Annotated in this window: 16 protein-coding genes; 4 read left to right on the forward strand and 12 right to left on the reverse strand. The window is 64.8% G+C overall.

The genetic code is table 11. The annotated features are described in order from the left end of the window. Positions 1-217: 217 nt before the first annotated feature. Positions 218-1,876, reverse strand: coding sequence for a DEAD/DEAH box helicase (locus PAQ31011_RS22670; protein ID WP_150577956.1), 1,659 nt, complete (start codon positions 1,874-1,876; stop codon positions 218-220). A gap of 338 nt (positions 1,877-2,214) precedes the next feature. Between PAQ31011_RS22670 and PAQ31011_RS22675 the strand changes: the two genes are divergently transcribed. Beyond that, positions 2,215-3,138 (forward strand): LysR family transcriptional regulator, encoded by a 924-nt coding sequence (locus tag PAQ31011_RS22675; RefSeq protein WP_150577957.1) that lies wholly within the window; start codon positions 2,215-2,217, stop codon positions 3,136-3,138. 54 nt (positions 3,139-3,192) lie between these two features. Here PAQ31011_RS22675 and PAQ31011_RS22680 read toward each other — a convergent pair whose 3' ends face one another. The 3 genes from PAQ31011_RS22680 to mprF form a co-directional block, all read right to left on the reverse strand. Next, a complete protein-coding gene (locus tag PAQ31011_RS22680; protein WP_150577958.1) occupies positions 3,193-4,500 on the reverse strand; it encodes a solute carrier family 23 protein in 1,308 nt (435 codons plus the stop codon). A 263-nt stretch (positions 4,501-4,763) separates the two neighbouring features. Beyond that, positions 4,764-6,596, reverse strand: a complete 1,833-nt coding sequence (locus tag PAQ31011_RS22685; RefSeq protein WP_246179731.1) for a virulence factor family protein — start codon at positions 6,594-6,596, stop codon at positions 4,764-4,766. Next, positions 6,593-9,343 (reverse strand): bifunctional lysylphosphatidylglycerol flippase/synthetase MprF, encoded by a 2,751-nt coding sequence (gene mprF, locus PAQ31011_RS22690; RefSeq protein ID WP_150577959.1) that lies wholly within the window; start codon positions 9,341-9,343, stop codon positions 6,593-6,595. The genes PAQ31011_RS22685 and mprF overlap by 4 nt, the downstream gene beginning before the upstream one ends. A gap of 488 nt (positions 9,344-9,831) precedes the next feature. On the opposite strand from mprF, the gene PAQ31011_RS22695 reads away from it, so the two are divergent. Further along, entirely contained in the window at positions 9,832-11,139 is a 1,308-nt protein-coding gene (locus tag PAQ31011_RS22695; RefSeq protein WP_150577960.1) for a serine hydrolase domain-containing protein, read from the forward strand. Here PAQ31011_RS22695 and PAQ31011_RS22700 read toward each other — a convergent pair. Then, positions 11,111-11,452 (reverse strand): GIY-YIG nuclease family protein, encoded by a 342-nt coding sequence (locus tag PAQ31011_RS22700; protein ID WP_150577961.1) that lies wholly within the window; start codon positions 11,450-11,452, stop codon positions 11,111-11,113. The two genes, PAQ31011_RS22695 and PAQ31011_RS22700, sit on opposite strands and share 29 nt — an antisense overlap. A 105-nt stretch (positions 11,453-11,557) precedes the next feature. On the opposite strand from PAQ31011_RS22700, the gene PAQ31011_RS26505 reads away from it, so the two are divergent. Further along, positions 11,558-11,716, forward strand: a complete 159-nt coding sequence (locus tag PAQ31011_RS26505; RefSeq protein ID WP_174990241.1) for a helix-turn-helix domain-containing transcriptional regulator — start codon at positions 11,558-11,560, stop codon at positions 11,714-11,716. A 38-nt stretch (positions 11,717-11,754) separates the two neighbouring features. Beyond that, on the forward strand, positions 11,755-13,209 hold the full coding sequence (locus tag PAQ31011_RS22705; RefSeq protein ID WP_150577962.1) for an SLC13 family permease: 1,455 nt from the start codon (positions 11,755-11,757) through the stop codon (positions 13,207-13,209). Here the strand turns inward: PAQ31011_RS22705 and PAQ31011_RS22710 are convergent. The 7 genes from PAQ31011_RS22710 to PAQ31011_RS22740 all read right to left on the reverse strand — a co-directional run bounded on the left by PAQ31011_RS22710 (position 13,173) and on the right by PAQ31011_RS22740 (position 18,166). Beyond that, positions 13,173-13,619, reverse strand: coding sequence for a hypothetical protein (locus PAQ31011_RS22710; protein WP_150577963.1), 447 nt, complete (start codon positions 13,617-13,619; stop codon positions 13,173-13,175). The genes PAQ31011_RS22705 and PAQ31011_RS22710 overlap by 37 nt on opposite strands. Positions 13,620-13,752: 133 nt before the next feature. Next, positions 13,753-14,391, reverse strand: coding sequence for a hypothetical protein (locus PAQ31011_RS22715; RefSeq protein WP_150577964.1), 639 nt, complete (start codon positions 14,389-14,391; stop codon positions 13,753-13,755). A 75-nt stretch (positions 14,392-14,466) separates the two neighbouring features. Further along, the gene (sctE, locus tag PAQ31011_RS22720) at positions 14,467-15,960 is read right to left on the reverse strand and encodes a type III secretion system translocon subunit SseC family protein (RefSeq protein ID WP_150577965.1); all 1,494 of its coding nucleotides are present in this window, start codon (positions 15,958-15,960) and stop codon (positions 14,467-14,469) included. Beyond that, positions 15,957-16,502 (reverse strand): CesD/SycD/LcrH family type III secretion system chaperone, encoded by a 546-nt coding sequence (locus tag PAQ31011_RS22725; protein WP_246179732.1) that lies wholly within the window; start codon positions 16,500-16,502, stop codon positions 15,957-15,959. Before PAQ31011_RS22725 ends, sctE begins: the two co-directional genes overlap by 4 nt. After that, entirely contained in the window at positions 16,499-17,125 is a 627-nt protein-coding gene (locus tag PAQ31011_RS22730; protein ID WP_150577966.1) for a hypothetical protein, read from the reverse strand. Before PAQ31011_RS22730 ends, PAQ31011_RS22725 begins: the two co-directional genes overlap by 4 nt. A gap of 62 nt (positions 17,126-17,187) precedes the next feature. Further along, positions 17,188-17,733: a hypothetical protein gene (locus PAQ31011_RS22735; RefSeq protein ID WP_150577967.1), complete on the reverse strand. Its 546-nt coding sequence runs from the start codon at positions 17,731-17,733 to the stop codon at positions 17,188-17,190. Positions 17,734-17,743: 10 nt separating this feature from the next. Beyond that, a complete protein-coding gene (locus PAQ31011_RS22740; RefSeq protein WP_150577968.1) occupies positions 17,744-18,166 on the reverse strand; it encodes a hypothetical protein in 423 nt (140 codons plus the stop codon). Positions 18,167-18,298 lie beyond the last annotated feature (132 nt).

Below are 18,298 nucleotides of genomic sequence, written 5' to 3' on the forward strand. Positions count from 1 at the left end.
ATTTTACTTATTTTGCGCAGCGCACTCGTCGGGGCTGACCCTGAGGCATCGGGAGACGCCGGCGAAGGCGTGTTCGAGTGCCTATTGACGTGATGCGCGTGATCGTCGCAGCCCCCGTCGCGAAGCCGCCGGGCAGCTTCGCGCAACGCCATGCCGCAGCTCAAATTCACCGGAATGTTGAGCTGCGTGCACATCGTCGATACGTCCGGCGAAGCGCTTAATCGCGCTTCGGCTTGCCCATCAGCAGGGCACCGCCGGCACCGTCGCGGCGCGCCGGACGCGGACCGCGCTGACCGAAGTCGCCGCGCTCGCCACCGCCGCCGCCGTTCTGCGCACGCGCAGCGTTCTGTCCCTGACGTGCATTGCCCGCACCCTGCGCGGTGCGTGCCGGTGCGCGTTGACCGTCAACCGGATTGCCCGGACGCTTCGGTGCCTGCTCGCGGCGTCCGGCAGATTGACCGACGTTGCTGCTGTTGCCAGCATTACCACCGTTCCCACCATTGCCACCCTGACGGCCACCCCGTTCGCCTTCGCGACGCGGCTTCGCTTCGCCGCCCTGGCGCGCGCCACGACCACCGTCACGAGGCTCACGAGGTTCGCGCGGCGCACGTGCGCTTTGACGCGCGTCGTCGCCACCGCCACCACCCGCGCCACGACCGCCACGGCCACCGCCGCCTGCGCCACGGCCGTTACCTTGCTGATTCTTGCGAATCGGCTGTGCCACGGCATGCGGATCCGGCTCGAAGCCCGGAATGACTTCGCGGTCGATGGTTCGCTTGATGAGACGCTCGATTTGCTGGAGCAGTTGATGCTCGTCCACGCACACGAGGGAGACGGCTTCACCGTTCGCGCCGGCACGGCCCGTACGGCCGATGCGGTGCACGTAGTCTTCCGCCACTTCCGGCAGATCGAAGTTCACGACGTGCGGCAGTTGGTCGATGTCGATACCGCGTGCGGCGATATCGGTCGCGACCAGCACTTGCAGCGTGCCGCTCTTGAACTCGGCGAGCGCGCGCGTGCGTGCGCCCTGACTCTTGTTGCCGTGAATGGCGAGTGCGGGAATGCCGCCCTTCGTCAGCTGCTCAGCCAGACGGTTCGCACCGTGCTTGGTACGCGTGAAGACCAGCACCTGAAACCAGTTGTGCTCGCGCACGAGGTGTTCGAGCAGTTCGCGCTTGCGGTCGCGATCGACCGGATAGATCTTCTGGTCGACGGTCTCGGCCGTGGTGTTGCGACGCGCGACTTCGATCAGCGCGGGCGACTTGAGCAAACCGTCGGCCAGCTGTTTGATTTCGTCGGAGAACGTGGCCGAGAAGAGCAGGTTCTGGCGCTTCGCGGGCAGCGCCGCCAATACGCGGCGGATATCGCGAATGAAACCCATGTCGAGCATGCGATCCGCTTCGTCGAGCACGAGAATTTCGACGCCGGACAGATCAACCGTCTTCTGCTGCATGTGGTCGAGCAGACGGCCCGGCGTGGCGACGAGAATGTCGACGCCGCGCGAGAGTTGCTTGACCTGCGGCACCATCGACACGCCGCCGAACACGGTCATCGACGTGAGACGCAGATACTTGCCGTATTGCGTGACGCTCTCTTCGACCTGAGCGGCCAGCTCGCGCGTGGGGGTCAGCACGAGGGCGCGCACCTTACGCTTGCCGTTGGCGGCAGCCGGGTGCGAACGCGACGAGAGCATTTGCAGGATAGGCAGCGTAAAGCCTGCCGTCTTGCCGGTTCCGGTCTGTGCACCGGCGAGAAGATCGCCGCCTTGCAGAACGGCCGGAATCGCTTGCAGTTGAATCGGGGTCGGCTGCGTGTAACCGAGATCGGCTACCGCGCGCAAGATGTCGGCCGATAGGCCGAGCGTTTCAAAAGACATATAAAGACCAATGCGCGGACTCCACGATGTGTGTCCCCGCGCGTATCGATGTTGTTTGTTCTTGATGGAATGCCCGCGTGGGCGTGCGACACGCATCGCGCTCATCCGGGCGACGCGTCTGAAGACGCCAGCAAGACGACCCGCCGGCGAATGAAACTCTGCGGCTTGGCGGGCGAGACCGTCGCGGGTACGGCCGTGTCTTGAAAGCGCGTAGTTTACCATGCGCCCTTGCCCAAGTCAGTCGCCATCGTGCCCGGACGAACCGCTACACTGACTGCACCCTGTCTCTCATCCGTGCCCAGCGCCTGCCCATCCCGTCCCTATCCCGTGCCCATCCCATGAGATTCGACCTGACCGATCTGCGTCTTTGCCTGCTGGTGGCCGAAGCCGGCAGCATCACTGGCGGTGCCGAGCGCGCGCATCTCACACTGGCCTCTGCCAGCGCCCGCATTCGCGGTTTGGAAGAGACGCTGGGCGTAGCGCTCTTCATGCGCCATCCGCAGGGCGTCGTGCCCACTCCCGCCGGACGTGCCCTGCTCGCACATGCGCGTCGCGTGCTGCTCCAGATCGAACAGATGCGCGGCGAACTCGGGGAGTACGCGGCCGGCCTCAAGGGCAACGTGCGCATCGCGTCGAACACGGTCGCCATGTCCGAATTCCTGCCCGATCTGCTGGGCGCGTTCCTGGCCGACCATCCCAACGTGGAAATCGCGTTGCGCGAGCAGACGAGCCCTGCCGTCGTGCAGGCCGTGCTCGAAGGCGCGGCCGACATCGGCGTCGTGTCCGACTGGATCGAGTTGACGGGGCTGGAGACGGTGCCGTTCCGGCAGGATCGTCTGGTGATCGTCACGCCGCCGGGGCACGCGCTGGCGGCGCGCGAGGGCATCGCATTTGCCGACGTGCTCGACTCGGAATTCATCGGTTTGCCCGCGCATAGTGCGCTGGCCGAACACATCGACGGTCACGCCCGACGCGCGGGACGCGCCCTGCACTACCGGCTGCGTCTGCGCGACTTCGACAGCCTGTGCCGTGCGGTGGCGACGGGCGCGGCGCTGGGCATCGTCCCTTTGAGCGCGGCCCATCGCTCGGCCGCCACGCTGGACATCGGCATCGTGCCGCTGGTCGACCCATGGGCACTGCGTACGCTGGTGCTGTGCATGCGCGAACGCGACGCCCTGCCCGTCTATGCCCGCCAGTTGCTCGAACACCTGCAAGCGCCGCCCCTCGAAACGATCCTCACAAACAAAAACGGCACGACGTAATCGCCGTGCCGCTTATATCGCACGCCCCGGTACTCGCAGGCGCAGGGTGAAACATTACATCGCCGCCGGGCGCGACGCGCCGCGTCCGCGCAGCAGCGCATACAGAATGATCGCGCCGAACGTCGCGCAACCGATACCGCCCAGCGAGAAGCTGCCGAACTTCAGCGTGAAGTCGCCGGCGCCCAGCACCAGCGTCACTGCGGCGACGATCAGGTTGCGGTTGTCCGAGAAATCGACCTTGTTCTGCACCCAGATGCGCGCACCGGCCACCGTGATCAGACCGAACACCACAATCGACACACCGCCCAGCACCGGACCCGGAATCGTCTGAATGACCGCGCCGAACTTCGGCGAGAAGCCCAGCACCAGCGCCAGTACGGCCGCCACCGCAAACACCAGCGTCGAGTAAATCTTCGTCACAGCCATCACGCCGATGTTCTCGGCATACGTCGTCACGCCCGTGCCGCCGACGCTGCCCGACACGATGGTCGCCAGCCCGTCGCCGAGGAACGCACGACCCATGTATCGGTCGAGGTTCTGCCCCGTCATGGCGCTCACGGCCTTGATGTGCCCCAGATTCTCAGCCACCAGAATGATGGCGATGGGCGCGAGCAGCACCATCGCTTCCGGCTTGAACACCGGTGCGGCAAAGTGCGGCAGACCGAACCACGCAGCGTTGGCCACGACGGCGAAGTCGATCGGCTTGCCCATTCCCATGCCGTTCGTCAGCACGGCATAGAGCACGTAGGCGAGCAGCAGGCCGACCAGAATCAGCAGACGCTGCACCATGCCGCGTGCGAACACGGCCACGAGGCCCACGCACAGCACCGTCGCCAGCGCCATCCACGTGTCGAAGCTGGTGGCCGAGACGCCCTTGACCGCGACCGGTGCCAGGTTCAGGCCGATCACCGCGACGACCGCGCCCGTCACGACCGGCGGCATGAGCGCTTCGATCCAGCGCGTGCCGACGACCATCACAATTAGGCCGATGATGGCGTAGAGCACCCCGCACGCAATGATCCCGCCGAGGGCGACGGGAATGTTCAGGTTCGGGCCGCTGCCTGCATAGCCCGTGACCGAGATGACCAGACCGATGAACGCGAAGCTGGAGCCGAGGTAGCTCGGGACGCGTCCGCCGACGAGCACGAAGAAGAGCAACGTGCCGATGCCCGACATGAAGATCGCGAGATTCGGATCGAAGCCCATGAGCAACGGGGCCAGCACGGTCGAGCCGAACATGGCGACCACGTGCTGCACGCCCATCGCGATGGTCTGCGGCCACGGCAGACGCTCATCGGGGGCGATCACGCGCCCGGAGGCGGTGTCCTGCGGTTGCCACTTCGGAAAGTATCCCTCGGCCATATCGATCTTCTCCTGTCTGTCGTGCCGTATCGTGTGGTCCCTACCGTATTCGTCACACGTGAAACACGCTAAGTGCGTGAGGCGATAGGGAAAAACTGGCCGCAGTGTACGGAGCGCCCGCACGGAAGGCAAGGCGAGAAAGCGCGGATACCTGATACGTTGGGACGGAGCGACAGACGGAAGGTCCGGGCACTCGTCAAACGCACGAGCTGGATCAGCAACCCGAATCGGAGCCAGCGGGAGCGCGACGAGCGCGGACGCCGTCAGCGCTTGGCGAGCCCCTGCAAGATCACGTCTGCCAGCGCGGTGTAGTTGCCGTCGAAGTGGTGCCCGCCGGGCATCTTCACGACCTGCACCCGCTTGGGGTCGAGGCCCGGACAGTTGCTGTCGTCCTCGTCCGCACCGTAGATACACATCGCCATGCCGTCGGGCAGACGCTCCACCTCGGGGCGGATCGGCAGCCCGTTCTGGCTCGACATCACCCAGTTGGTCATGCGGAACTCGAAATCGGCCTTCTGACCGAGCCCCATCAGCACCAGCAGGCCCACACGATCCCGCGCGAGCGGCGGCATCCGGTTGACCATGAACGGCAGCACGTCGGCCCCCTGCGAGTAGCCGATCAGGATCGCGCGCTTCTTGTTCCAGCGGGTCTGATAAAAGCGCATGAGACGGTCGATGTCGAGCGCGCCGGACGCCGGCGTGCGCGCCGACCAGAAGTACCGGAGCGAATCGACCCCCACGACGGGAATGCCATGCGCGGAAAGCGCCCCGGCGACGTCACGATCGAGCCCGGCCCAGCCGCCGTCGCCCGACATCAGGATGGCGAAGGTGTCGGCCAGATTCGCAGCGGGCTTGCCCGTGGCGGGCACCTCGATGACGGGCAGATCGGCGACGGCCGCAGGCGGTCGCGCCGTGCCTGCCACGTGGTGCGCGTTCAGACGCCGGAATGCGTTCTTGTATTGCGTCACCCAGTCGGCCAGCACCGGCGTGGACGACGCGCCCGTTGCCGAGGCGGACGTCGTACCGCTCGTATCCATCGCCCCCAGACTGCCCGCCAGCCCGCCCACGAGCCAGTTGGAATTCGGCGTACGTGCGGCGAACTCCTGCGCGACGTGGTCCGAGCAACGCGGTGCGCGCGCCGGACTGGCGGGACCACCCGAAGGGCCGCCCATCGCGAGCCACGGGGCGCTCATCACCGGCGCAGGCAGCAGACGCATCGGTGCGCCGCCCGGCGTGTGAGTGATGCCGCGCCCGAAATGCACGCCTTCGCCCTGACACAGCGGACGCGACATCGGCAGCACCGGACAGAAGTCGACGGACAACGCGCCGGAGAACGTGTCGTTACCGGCCTGCGCCAGCATGGCGTATGCGAACGTGCCTCCGACGCCGTCGCCCACGAGTATCGGCGGGGTATAGCCCGGCAGTTTGACGGCGGCCTCGACCCATCGGCCGAAGTTGTCGAGATCGCCCGCCGCATAGACGCACGCGATATCGTCCTTGGTGTAGTTCGCCATCAGTCGCGCGGTGTCGATGCCTGCGACCAGCGCGCCCGTGTCGGCCAAAGCGCGGGCCATGCGCTCGGCGCGTGGTGTCCAGCCGTCGTCGTCGGAGAAGAACAGCACCGTCGCGTTGGGCTCGCCTTCAGGTCGGAAGATGGGGACGCTCTCGAAGCGGCCGTGCGTCATGATCTCGGGAGCAGCGCCCGCGCCAGCACTACGAAAGGCGGCCGCACCGGCGGCGGCCGCAGCCGCCTGCGGCATGACCGGTGCCGGCACACTCGATGCCGCCGCAGGCGACTGTGCCACCGGCCCTGCCTTGGGCGCGGGTTTGAGCACATTCAGCGGATTGCCACGCTGCTCGGCGGTCTTCGACGTCTGCGCCATCACGACGGGCGACGACATCGCCGCCGTCAGCATCGCCACGCCAAGCGCCGCCCGCACGCCCCCTGCCGCCCCGACGACCCCGATGTCCCTTGCACTACGCGCCAATCGTCGCGACATCCCGCGAGAGCGCTCAAGTGATCTCACCGGTGCATCGTGGTTGCCGTCTGCGTTGCCCTCTGTCTTGCCGCGCTTCGCCATGGCGTTTCCCGTCATTTCGTAATCATCCCTTTCCAGCCGCCGCCTACGAGTGAGGCGACGTCGGCGAGCGTCAGCATCGGTGCAATGCCGCCCGGTGTCATCAGATAGCGCGCCTCCCATTGCGGATCGAACTTGTCCTTGAAGCTGCGCAGCCCCCGGAAGTTGTAGAAGCGCGCGCCGTGCGCGAACATCATCCGCCCGAAGCGGTGCCAGCGCGGCGCGAGCTGATGCGTCTCCATGCCCGACATCGGCGCCATGCCGAGACCGAAGCGTTGATAGCCCTGTTCCTTGAAATGCAGCATCAGCTTCGCGAAGAGGAAGTCCATCGTGCCCGGCGGCGAGTCGGGCACCTGACGCATCAGATCGATGCTCGCTTCGATGCGTTGCACGTCGGGACACATCAGCGTGGCGAACGCGACGAGCCGTTCTTCGCGCCGCACCAGCGCCACCGGCTGACGCGCGACGTATGCGTCGTCGAACGCCCCCAGCGAGAAGCCCTTCTCGCGCGTGTGCTGACGCGCGAGCCACGCATTCGACACAAGCCGCATCTCGGCAAGATGGGGCGCAACGTGCTCCGGCGGCACGATCTCCAGCGTCAGTCCTTCGCGCTCGCCGCGCGTCACACCATGGCGCAGATTCGCGCGACGCGCGCCTTGCAGGCCGAACTCCGGCAACGAGACGAACGCCTCTTCACCCAGTTTGTACGCGCGCAGTCCTGCGTCGATGTACAGCGGCAATGCTTGCGGACGCGTCTTGTAAAACGCCGCGCGGCCGCCGTGCGCGTCGGCCAGTTCGATGAACCGCCAGATCAGCTCCGGCCACTCTTTCTGATCGCCCACCGGATCCGAGAGCGACACCCACGAGCGGCGATGCTTCGCGTACATGATGAACGCGTTGCCCGACGGCGAGAACAGGAAACTCTTGTCGCCCATGAGCGCGAGACACGCGTCGGCGGCGGGTTGCTTGCGAATGACGGCCTTCGCGCGCGCCAGTTCGTCTTCCGTTGCAGGCACCATCGCGCCCGGCGATTGCCGCAGCAGTTGCCACAGCGACAACCCCAACCCGATCACGGCAACGACCATCAGCGCGCGCATCGAGCGCGGCGCATCGCCGTCGAACGTGAATTGCCACCAGAGTTGATTCGCGTAACCGACGCGCCGGTACGACATGAACATCAGCCACGTACACGCGCCCAGCACCGACAGCACAGCGATGATCCAGCCCGGTTCGAACGACTGGGTGAAGAGCGACGAGCGCCGGTCGAACTGCTTGCGCGAGACGAGTAGCAAGGTCGCTAGCACCGCCAACACGAAGAACTCCGACAACGCAATGCCCTTCGGAATCGCCAGCACCGCCGCGATGACGGTGAGGCCCAGCGAGCCCCACCACGCCGCGTCCAGCCGGTGCAGCAGACCGCGCGCGAGGAACAGCATCGACAGCCCCGCCACGCTGCCCAGCAAGTGCGACACCTCCACGAGGAACAGCGGCACATGGCGTCGCAGGAAGTCTTCGGCGTCGCGCGTGGCAGGCGTCACCCCCGAGATCAGCAGCATCACACCGGCTACGAGCGTGAGCGCGGCGAGCAAGCCGGGGAAGAGGCGCACGGCAGCGCGTCCGATGGGGGCGGCCGGCCCTTGCCGCAACTCGAACGCTGCGAGCAGGCACGCCGCGAAGATCAGCGGCAGCAGATAGTAGATCCCGCGATACAGCACCAGCGCACCGGCGACCTGACTGATCGGTGCGTGGCCGTTCGTCGCCAGCAGAATCACCGCTTCGAACACCCCGACGCCGCCTGGCACGTGGCTGAGCACGCCGAGTGCCATGGCGATGGCGTAGAAGACGACGAACGTCGGCAGATCGACCACGCCAGCAGGCAGCAAGCACCAGAGGGCTGCGGCGGCCATGCCGAGATCGGCGGCGGAGATCACCAATTGACGCAACGCGAGGCGCAGCGGCGGCAACGGCATCGACCAGCGGCCGAAAATCGCAACCGAGCGTTTGCGTGCGCACAGCACGAGGAACGCCGCCGCGCCTGCCAGCAGCAACACGGCGAAGGCCTGCAACATCCACGCGGGAATCGGCACCAGCGCCGAGACGCGCGACGCACCCCACAACATCCCGAGCGAGCCGAACACTGTCATGCCGAGGCCGAACGCCCCGGCGTTGAAGGCGACGGCCTGCGCGACCTTCGACGCATCGACACCCGCCGCCGCGTACATCCGCATACGTACCGTGCCGCCCGTCAGCACACCGAGACCGACGGAGTTACCCAGCGCGTAGGCGATGAACGACGTCAGCACGACGGTCGAGCGCTTCACCTTCGCGCCAGCGAACGCAAGCCCCGAGATGTCGTAGCCGGTGAGCGCGGCGTAGCTCGCCAACGTTGCCAGCATGGCAAGCACGAGGCGCGTCACCGGCGTGGCGTGAATCGCCGCGATCACGTTGTCGTAATGCACGTGTCGCAACATGTGATGCAGCGCGTCGAAGACGAACAGGCCGAGCAGCAGCACACCGGCGACGATCAGCCACGGGCGGGCGGCACTCCAGGGGAAACATCGGATCAGGCGGATGGGCGCGGGCAAGGCCAGCCAGGCGGCCTCGACGGGGGATGGTGCAGAAGGACTGGCTGCATCCGGCGGGTTGCCATCGCCCCCGCCAGCGGCAGAGGCCGCAGCGCTGTGTCCGGCAGTGGCCGGGGAAAGCGCCACGGGTGAAGCGGGATCGGCGGGCCGGCTCGGGCGCGCACGGGACGGTTCAGTCATGTTTCGGTCGTTCCTTCGGCCGGCACGACGTCATCGGGACGCCGCCCTCAAGGCCTGTGGGCGAGTCGGAGCCTGTCAGTCTTGGGAGATAGCTTACACCGCGATGCGTAACAGGTCTTGTCGGTGCGGCACTGACAAAGCCGCCGCTTGCGCTGACATAACGCCCGGAAAGCGCCGCCGGACGGTCCTCTGCGGTCGATGCTTTACGTTATGAGGGAGTTTTGGCAGCGCAATATGCGTGACGTTCCCCGCGCCGTGCCCGTCGGACGGGGCTGAGCCGGGGCGATTGCACCCGGCTATCGCCATTGGCGCGCGATATATGCAACTTAATGTAAAATGCGCAAGTTTTGCTGGGTACTTACCCGAAGTTTTCCTAAACTTCGATTTCGAATATCGCCACAAAGTGGCACGTGCGCACTCCGAACCATTCCGACTCCGAAGAGAGTCGATTCGCGGTTCGAAGTTTTGTGCGCGGGGGGAGTTAAGTAATGAACGTCGAACGGCAAAGCCGTCCGGCAGCAGGGGCACGTATTACCGCACTACGGACTATGCCGGGCAATTGGCATGCCGTAGCACGAGCTATGGGGCGTACCGGCGCGTCTGCACGCCGTGTTGTCCTGACTATCCTGCTGGGCACTGCCACACTGATGATGGCGAGCCATGCGCTCGCGCAGACGCCGTCGAACGCGTCGAACACGTCGTCCGCCTCATCCGCCACCGCTGTCACCAACACCACCGGCGCGGTCGTCGCGCTGCCGTCGTCAGGTGCCGTGACACCGATCAAGCCGGCCGTGCCGATCGGTCAGTCGACCATCGCGCAGGGTGTCGCGCAGCTCAAGGAACGCTACAACCTCTCACACGTCTGGCTGCGTACCGAGTCGGACGGCGGCGTCGCGCTCGAAGCGGCCACGCCGGGCGACGAAGTCCAGCAGTTGCTGCCCGTCGCGAGCCTGTCGAAGTCGGTCACGGCGATCGGGATCGCGCTGCTGGTACAGCAAGGCAAGTTATCGCTCGACGCCAAACTCGGCGACCTGCTCACCGACTACTCGAAGGAACACGGCAAGCCGCTCGACCCGTCGTTGCGCGAGTTGACGGTACGACGCCTGCTGGCGCATCGCGCGGGGCTGGCGACGAACGGCTTCAACGATCCGGTCAACGGTCTGTTCAGCGGACTGGCGATTCGTCGCGTGGGCGGCAGCGCCGACTTCTTCAACTATCTGGATGCGGGCGAGGCCAGCCATTCGACGGGCCGCTCCGACTTCGTCTACTCGAACGTCTCGTATCTGTTGCTCGGGATGGTGATCGAGGCGGTGTCCGGCGAGGATTACAAGGACTTCTGCGAGAAGAACATCTTCACGCCGCTGGGCGTGACGGATGCGAAGCTGCCCGACAGCTGGCGTCTGCTTGCGCCGTTCGCGGGCTGGCAGATGTCGACGGGGGCGTTGCTCAAGGTGTGGCGCGTGTTCGATGTCCGTCACCCGAGCCTGCTCACGGAGAAGACACTGCGCGCGTTGTTGCTCGATAAGCAGTCGGGGCCGGTGAATTCGGATCGCGATGTGTACTACACACTCGGCGTGTTCCTGCTGCCGGGGGCTGGGGATCGGAGCTATCGCATCAGTCACGACGGCATCGCCGATTTCTTCCGCACGCAGTCGACTTATTACACCGTGGTGGAGAAGACCGTGCCGGGCGATAGCTGGGCACTTGTGGTCTCGCCGATTCCGTCACGCGGCCAATTCGGCGCGCTGCAACGCGACGTGCGACGCATCATTCGACAGGCGCGTCTGGTGCCTTGAGGGATGACTCGGCGGCGGGGACGTCGCTGAGGTCAGCGAGGTCGCAAACATACGTCCCCGCAATCAGGCCGCGTTTCTGCGACGCGGTCAGTTGTTTGATGCGGTACTCGGCACGCGAGGCCGCCGACCTGTCGGCAAACGACAGTGAGAGCAACACCCGCGATGGCGGATACGCCCGCGTGAAGCGTGCCCCCTTCCCTGCCACATGCGCCGCATAACGCGCGTCGACGTCGACCGTGATCCCCGTGTAAATGCGCCCACCGGCACACTCCAGCAAATAGAGATACCAGGGCTTCGGTGCGGAGGCGGTCATGACTTCGTTCGGTTCCAACGTCTGAATTTTCGTCTTGAAAGGTAATTTGAGGGTGCAGACATTGTAGTCTTGCCGCGCCCCAACGCCCGAACACGACAACGCCAAATGACACATATCGAATTGACACCGTTCGATGCATCCGAATACTTGGACACCGACGAAGTCATCTCCGAATACATCACCGCTGCGCTCGAAGAAAATGACATCGAGCTACTGATGGCGGTAATTGCAGATATTAAGAAAGCGAAAGACCGAACCATGTAAGATCGCTGTTCTGGCCCAACATCAAAACGACAAGCGCCATGAACGAAACGGTTTCGTCGGAGACATTGCACGCCTCCAATCTCTTGCGTCGCGAACGATTGCGTGCCCGGTTGCGGGCGCTCGGCGGTTACGCCGCTTTCGGCCTTCTCGCGCTCGCGCTGTGGGCCGCGAGTCACGGCAGCACCACGCTCGGACTCTCTCCTACGGCGGCGCAAGCGGCGGTCCTCGTGCTCTTCACCATCGGCGCATGGGCGTTCGGCCTGTTCCCCGAACCTGTCACCACACTGACCTTCTTCCTGCTCGCCACGTTGCTGCATGTCGCGAAGCCGGAAGTCATCTTTGCCGGCTTCCACTCCGCCGCATGGTGGCTCGTCTTCGGCGGCGCCGTCACCGGCCTCGCGGTGCGCACGACCGGGCTCGGCTCGCGACTCGCGTCCACAGTGTTCGCGCTGAAGCGTCCGACGTATCCTCGTTACGTCGCGTCCGTGATGGTGGCCGCCGTCGGTCTCGCCTTCGTGATGCCATCGACTACCGGTCGCATTCTGCTGCTCATCCCCATCGTGCTCGCGCTCGCGGATCGCATCGGTCTCACCGAAGGACGACGCGGACGCACCGGTCTCGTGATGATGGTCGCCGCCGCGAGCTACATGCCGCCGACGACGATCCTGCCCGCGAACATCCCGAACAGCGTGCTGATGGGTGCCGCCGATTCGTTCTACGGCGTGAAGCTGCATTACGCGCCGTATCTGCTGCTCCACTTCCCCGTGCTCGGTGCGCTCAAGGCCGTCATTCTCGTGTGGGTCATCTGTCGCCTGTTCCCGGACGATGGTCCGCTCACGAACACGTCTACCAACACAACGCCACCGTTCACGAACGACGCACGTCATCTGTCCGTTCTGCTCGCGCTCGCGCTAGCAGGCTTTGCGACGGACGCATGGCACGGCATCTCGCCTGCGTGGATCTCCGTGGCCGCCGCGATCATCTGTCTGCTGCCCGCGATTCATATCGTGACGCCCAAGACCTTCACCGACCAGATGCAGATCACACCGCTCATCTACGTCGCAGGGTTTCTGGGGGTGGGTGCCGTCGTCGCGGATAGCGGACTGGGAGAGAAGGTGGCGCGCCTGTGTCTGGACGCCGTCGGCATGGTACCCGGCACACCGGTCATCAACGCGGCGTGGCTCATCGCCATCGGCGCGGCCATCGGGCTCGTGGCGACCCTGCCCGGGCTGCCCGCCGTGCTCACGCCGCTTGCGGGTCAGTTATCCACGGCGAGCGGCCTGCCGCTCTACACCGTCCTGATGCTTCAGGTGCCGGTGTTTTCTACGGTGTTGTTGCCGTATCAAAGCCCACCGATGATGATCGCGATGCACCTCGGTGGTGTCGGTATGCGAGACGGCACCCGGCTCACCGTCGTCATGACGGTTATCTCGCTAGTACTGCTCTTCCCGCTGGATTACGTGTGGTGGCGTGTGCTCGGCATGTTGCCGTGAGCCACAGAAGGTGAAGAGGACGAGGGGGACGGTGTGTCGCGTGCCGCCATGTGACGCGTCGGAATGCCCTGATGATCGCGGCAGAACACCAGCCAGCGATCGCCGTCCTCGTCTCGCCAGAACGCGCCCTCGCGCTCCAGAATCACACTCAGTCGAAGCCGCACGTCGCGCAGATGCGCGTCGCTCACGCCCGGCAGAATCATCCCGCGCACGTAGCTCAGATGCGGCACCGTCCTCAGCAACGTGCGGATCAGCTGACAGAATCGCCTCACCGCCTGATCGCTCGACCGTGCTTCGGCATCGAGCCGGAAATCGGTGATCGTCAGCACATAGCCCGCTGCGACTTTATCGAGACGATGACAAAGGGACAACTCGCCGTTCTCGACGCGTTGTCCCAAGGTGATGTGCATGCGTTCGCAGACTTCCGCGCGCGCCGTGAAACGGTGTGTCCGGAAAAATGCCGCAACGGCGCGCGTGCAGACTGTCATGGATGGGTCACTGGATGGGTCATGGGATAGATCACGGGATGAATCACGGAACGAATCAGCGGATGGCTTCGTACAGCTTCGTAAGATGTTGGCCCGCGAGGCCATACAACTGACGCGTGACGTCGCGCAGCTCGCCGCTCGCCGCGTCGATACGCTGACGCAACCGGTCGTTGCTCTTGCGCGTCTCGTCGGTGAGTCCTGTGGCAAACTCGCCGACCACTTCGTTGTCGCGCCCCCGGTTCGACAGGTCAGCGGCCGCGAACTCGAACGCCGGTTTGCCGAACTGTCCGACGCCGCTCACGACGCCGCCGAACATCTGCCCGATCTCCATCTTGTCGCGCATGCCGTAGCGCGCGCCGATCACACTGCCGCCGAGCGACATGACGCCCGTGAAGAGCGATCCACCTGCGGAGGTCATCGCGGCGTCGTAGTGCTTCTTGTTGGCTCGGTATTTCTCGTCGCGCGCCGCGACACCTCTCGCGAACAACATCACATCGTGACGCGTGCGGTACGACTGATCGGTGTTGCGCTCGCCGACGCGAATTTCCATCATCAGCTTCACCAGTTGCATCAGCGTCACCAGCCCGTCGACGGCACGTTCGCTGCGATCCGGCATCGGCACATCCGACACCCACGCGCCACGCTCACTTTGCGCCGTGGGCTGCCACGGCTTCGTCGTTGCTATGCCTGTCATTTACGTTTCCCTTTGCGTTCCATTTTAGGAAGACGCGACCGAAGCCGCGCCGATGATCGATAACACGCACGCCGCTCACGCCATTGAGGCGGCGATGCGGATGCGCACGGCCCCCGTCTTCGTCACAGCGTCGCTGGCCGACTCGGCGATCTCGCCCTGCTGCGCCGACAACGTCTCCATGCGTTTGGCCACACGCTTCTTGTCGTCGCCATTCAGCTCCATCAGGAACTGCAACCACATCATTTCCGTACCGATGTCGCGCGCTTCACGTTGAAGCTTCGCGCGCTGGATACCGATTGCGCCCGCCGTGATTTCGCGTGCGCCAACAACACCACCGCGAATCACACTCGAGAGCGACCACATGCCCCGCACGATAGCGCGACGTCCCTGCGAGGCGATCTGCCTGCCGAACGACTTCGTCACGTCGGTCGCCGTCACGCGTGCGCCCTTGGCCACTTGCTTACCCGTCGACTTGACGACGCTGTCGAACGAACGCGACACCATCCGCTCGACCATCTCCTGCGTGAACTGCTCGGCCATCCGGTTGAAACCGCGTTTGACGAGATTGCGTGCCGTGCGCGTGCCGTTCTGTGCGAGCGACTTGCCGACGCGCTTCCCGACTTCCATGCCGACCTGATACGAGACCTCGGAGACGACACGCTGCTTGATCGCGCCGATGGCCGCGTCGTCGCCCGCCTTCACGGCCTTCGTGAGCGCTTCGCCCGCGCCGCCCTTCATCACACGCGTGGCCGTCTTCGTCACCGAGCGAGATGCCATGAATCCGCGCACCGACGTACCGAAGCCGACGACCATGCCAAGCGCTTGAAACGCCATCTGTGCGTAACCCCACTTCGTGGCTTCCGCCTCGTATTTCTCGGCGTTCTTCGGATCGACGAGTGCCATCGTCTTGTAGACCGCCGCACCGATGCCCGCAACGCCCGCACCGACGTCCGCAATACCACCTGCGATCATCAGCGGATTCATCGTCAGCACGCCGGTCACGACCTTGACGGCACCGACGACGACGTCGATTGCCGCGACCACCCAGTCAAAGATCACGCCGAAGATGCCGCCCTTGCGCGCCTTGTCGGCGTCTTTGGTCGCGGCGTCCATCTGCTCGCGGAATTTCTGGAGGTCCTCCTGCCGCAGCTTGTCCTGCCGCTCCGCCAGCAGTTCCAGCGCCTTCTGCGTCGACTTCGCCGTGTCTCCCATCGCCTGCATCGAGATCATCGACGCGACCATCACCAGCGTGGACGGATCGAGCTTTTCGAGACTCGCGAGATCGGTCATGCCGAACTGCGATGGCGGACGCATGCCATCTGCCGCCATCGCACTGCCCAGCGAGTACAAGCGCTGTAGTAAGCGAGCGAACGCGCTGTCGGCGTCTTGCCAGTTCGCCACCTCCGGCGAGTCGGGAAAGAAGTCCTCCGATGAGAGCCAGTCGCCGGACGCGTTATCGCGTCGCACCGTATGCGACGCACGCGCCGCCTCGCGCTGCGTCGTTGGCACCTGAACGTCACCCAGGGATGACGGACGGTAAGCCATTCCCACTGCACCAATCACAGTCATGCGTTTCCTTTTGATGGAGAAGTTGACAGGGCATCGCACCGGGCGCGCGCCGAATGTGCGAGCTTGCGATGTTGCGTGTCCTCGCCGCAGAGCCGTAGTGTCGCGAGGTAGGCCTTCGTCGCGTAAGCCGTATTGCCCGCGCTCTCGTAACTCATGCCCGCCAGATAGGACGGACGCGGGTCCGCGGCGCGGATCACACCGGCCTTGGCGAAGCACGGCAACGCGTCGTCATGCTGGCCGAGCCGCTGATAGCACAGGCCGAGGCCGAACCAGTCGTCGAACGACCATTGGTCCAGCGTGGCGAGCATGAAATAGACGCGCTGTGCAGCCGCGATCTCGCCTTCCTTGAAGCGTTGCTGCGCGTACGCACGGACGCACGCCAGATCGCGCTCGTCGAGATCCGCCAGCATGCGCAGCGCGCCGCCCCGCTCGAAGAAGCGCGAGAAGATCGCTTCGGTGTCGGCAGCGGACGCGTCGCGCATATCGTGTGTGTCGTGTGCCGTACGAGCCAGCAATGACGCCGTCGATGAAGATGCGTTCACGAGCGCATCGAGCCGTTGATCTGATTGAGCTGCTGCCCGCGCGAACTGATGATCGTGTTGGCGAGCGTCGAAACGCCGTTGTATTCCTGGAGGAACTTGTTGATCTCGATGTTCTCGATGGTGCGGCTGTCGGTCGCTTCTTCGCCTCGACTGTCCGCCGCCGCCTTGAGCGCGCGCAGATGGTCCGCTCGGTAGTCGCCCGACGACCCCGACGGTCCTGAATAACCGTCCTCGCCGATCTTCTTGCTGCGCGACTCCCAGTCCATCAGCGTCTTCTTCGTACCGCTGTCGTCGATGCTGATCTTGAGGTCGTGCTTGTCGAAGAATTCGCGAATGCCGTCGCCGACTTTGGTCGTCGCCGTCGTGCTCGTGCCGAGCTTGTTGATGAGCGTTTCGATCTGATTCGCGACGTCGCGCGCCTCGCGGCCATGCGCCTGACGCGCACGCATCGAATCGATCTTCAGCTTGGCGTCACCGCCGCTGGCTTGCATCAGCGTGGCGGCGTGCGCCAGCAACAGCGAGTGAATGTCGACGGTACGTGCGGACGTCAGCGTGACGTCCTGCGACGCCTGTTGTGAAGCGGACGCGCCGTAGCGATACGCGCTCGATTGGATTGAAGTCATGGGATCGTTCCTGAATTCGATATGAGGGAGGGAAAGCTGAAACGTGAAGTGAAAGACGGCCGTCAGAGGCTGCTGGTGATCTTGCTCATGATGTCGCGCAACTTGGCGATGACCGCGTTGCTCAACGTCAGCGCATTCTCGTAGCGCGACAGAAACTGCTTGAGTTCAATCTGTTCGACGGTGGCCGACTCGCTCGTACCCGATGCCATCGACTGCACACCGGCCTTGAGGCTGTCCAATGCAGAAGTGCCGAGTGCGCCGGATGCCTGCAATGTCGACATCAACGCGTTGCGCACCACGAACTCGCGCAATCCTTCCGGCAACGACACCGCGCTTTCTCCCGCACGCAAGCGCGACTGCAATGCGTCAATCGACGTCAGCCAGTCGCGCGCATCGCGAGCGTTCGCCGAGCGGTTGCGCGCCTTGCCCAGCCACTCGTCGACGCGCACCTGCAAGCCATCCATCTGCTCGCTGGCGCGCCACATCGTGCTCAATAGCGGGTTGTCGCCTGCGTGCCTTTGCGATGCGGAGCCCGCATCCTGCGCGAACGCGCCGCCGGGTCGCGGCGCGTGGTGCGTGTAGCGCGTGCCGATCGTTCGATAGATCATGTCGCCCCCGTCACGCGCAGGTCCGATGCTTCGCGCGACTGCGCGCCGGGACTCGCACGGTTTCGTCGCCCGTCGCAGGCACCTCAGCGTTCAGCCGCTCGATCACGCCGGCGAGTGCGACGGCCATGCGCTCGATCTCGCGCGCTTCACGCTGAAAGGCTTCGCTGTCGAGCAGCGCATCGAGACGGGCGAGTTTGTCCGTCGCCTGCGGTGTACCCGCCTTTTCCATCCGCTCGATCTCGTCGAGTACCGTCTGATAGTCGAGCGTCTGACGCGCCAGCTTGCGACCGGCCATCTGGATCTCGCCGCAGGCGCGCTCGTACTGCGCGAGCAAGGCGTCGGCGTCACGCGTTTCGGGGAGTGAGGATGAGGGCGTTGCCTCAGTGGCACGCTGGGCGTTCGGGTCTTGGGGTGTTGCAGACATCTGGGACATTTCAGGCACCTCCGTACGTTTCGTAGCGGTTGTCATTTACGACAACGGCATCGTACGGAGGTCCTCATGGTGCGCCTTTGCAAAGCCCGCAATCCCTTCCGGGAACCGGTCTCGCTTCAGTCATTTCCCAGT

The sequence above is a fragment of the Pandoraea aquatica genome, from assembly GCF_902459565.1.
Lineage (GTDB): Bacteria > Pseudomonadota > Gammaproteobacteria > Burkholderiales > Burkholderiaceae > Pandoraea > Pandoraea aquatica.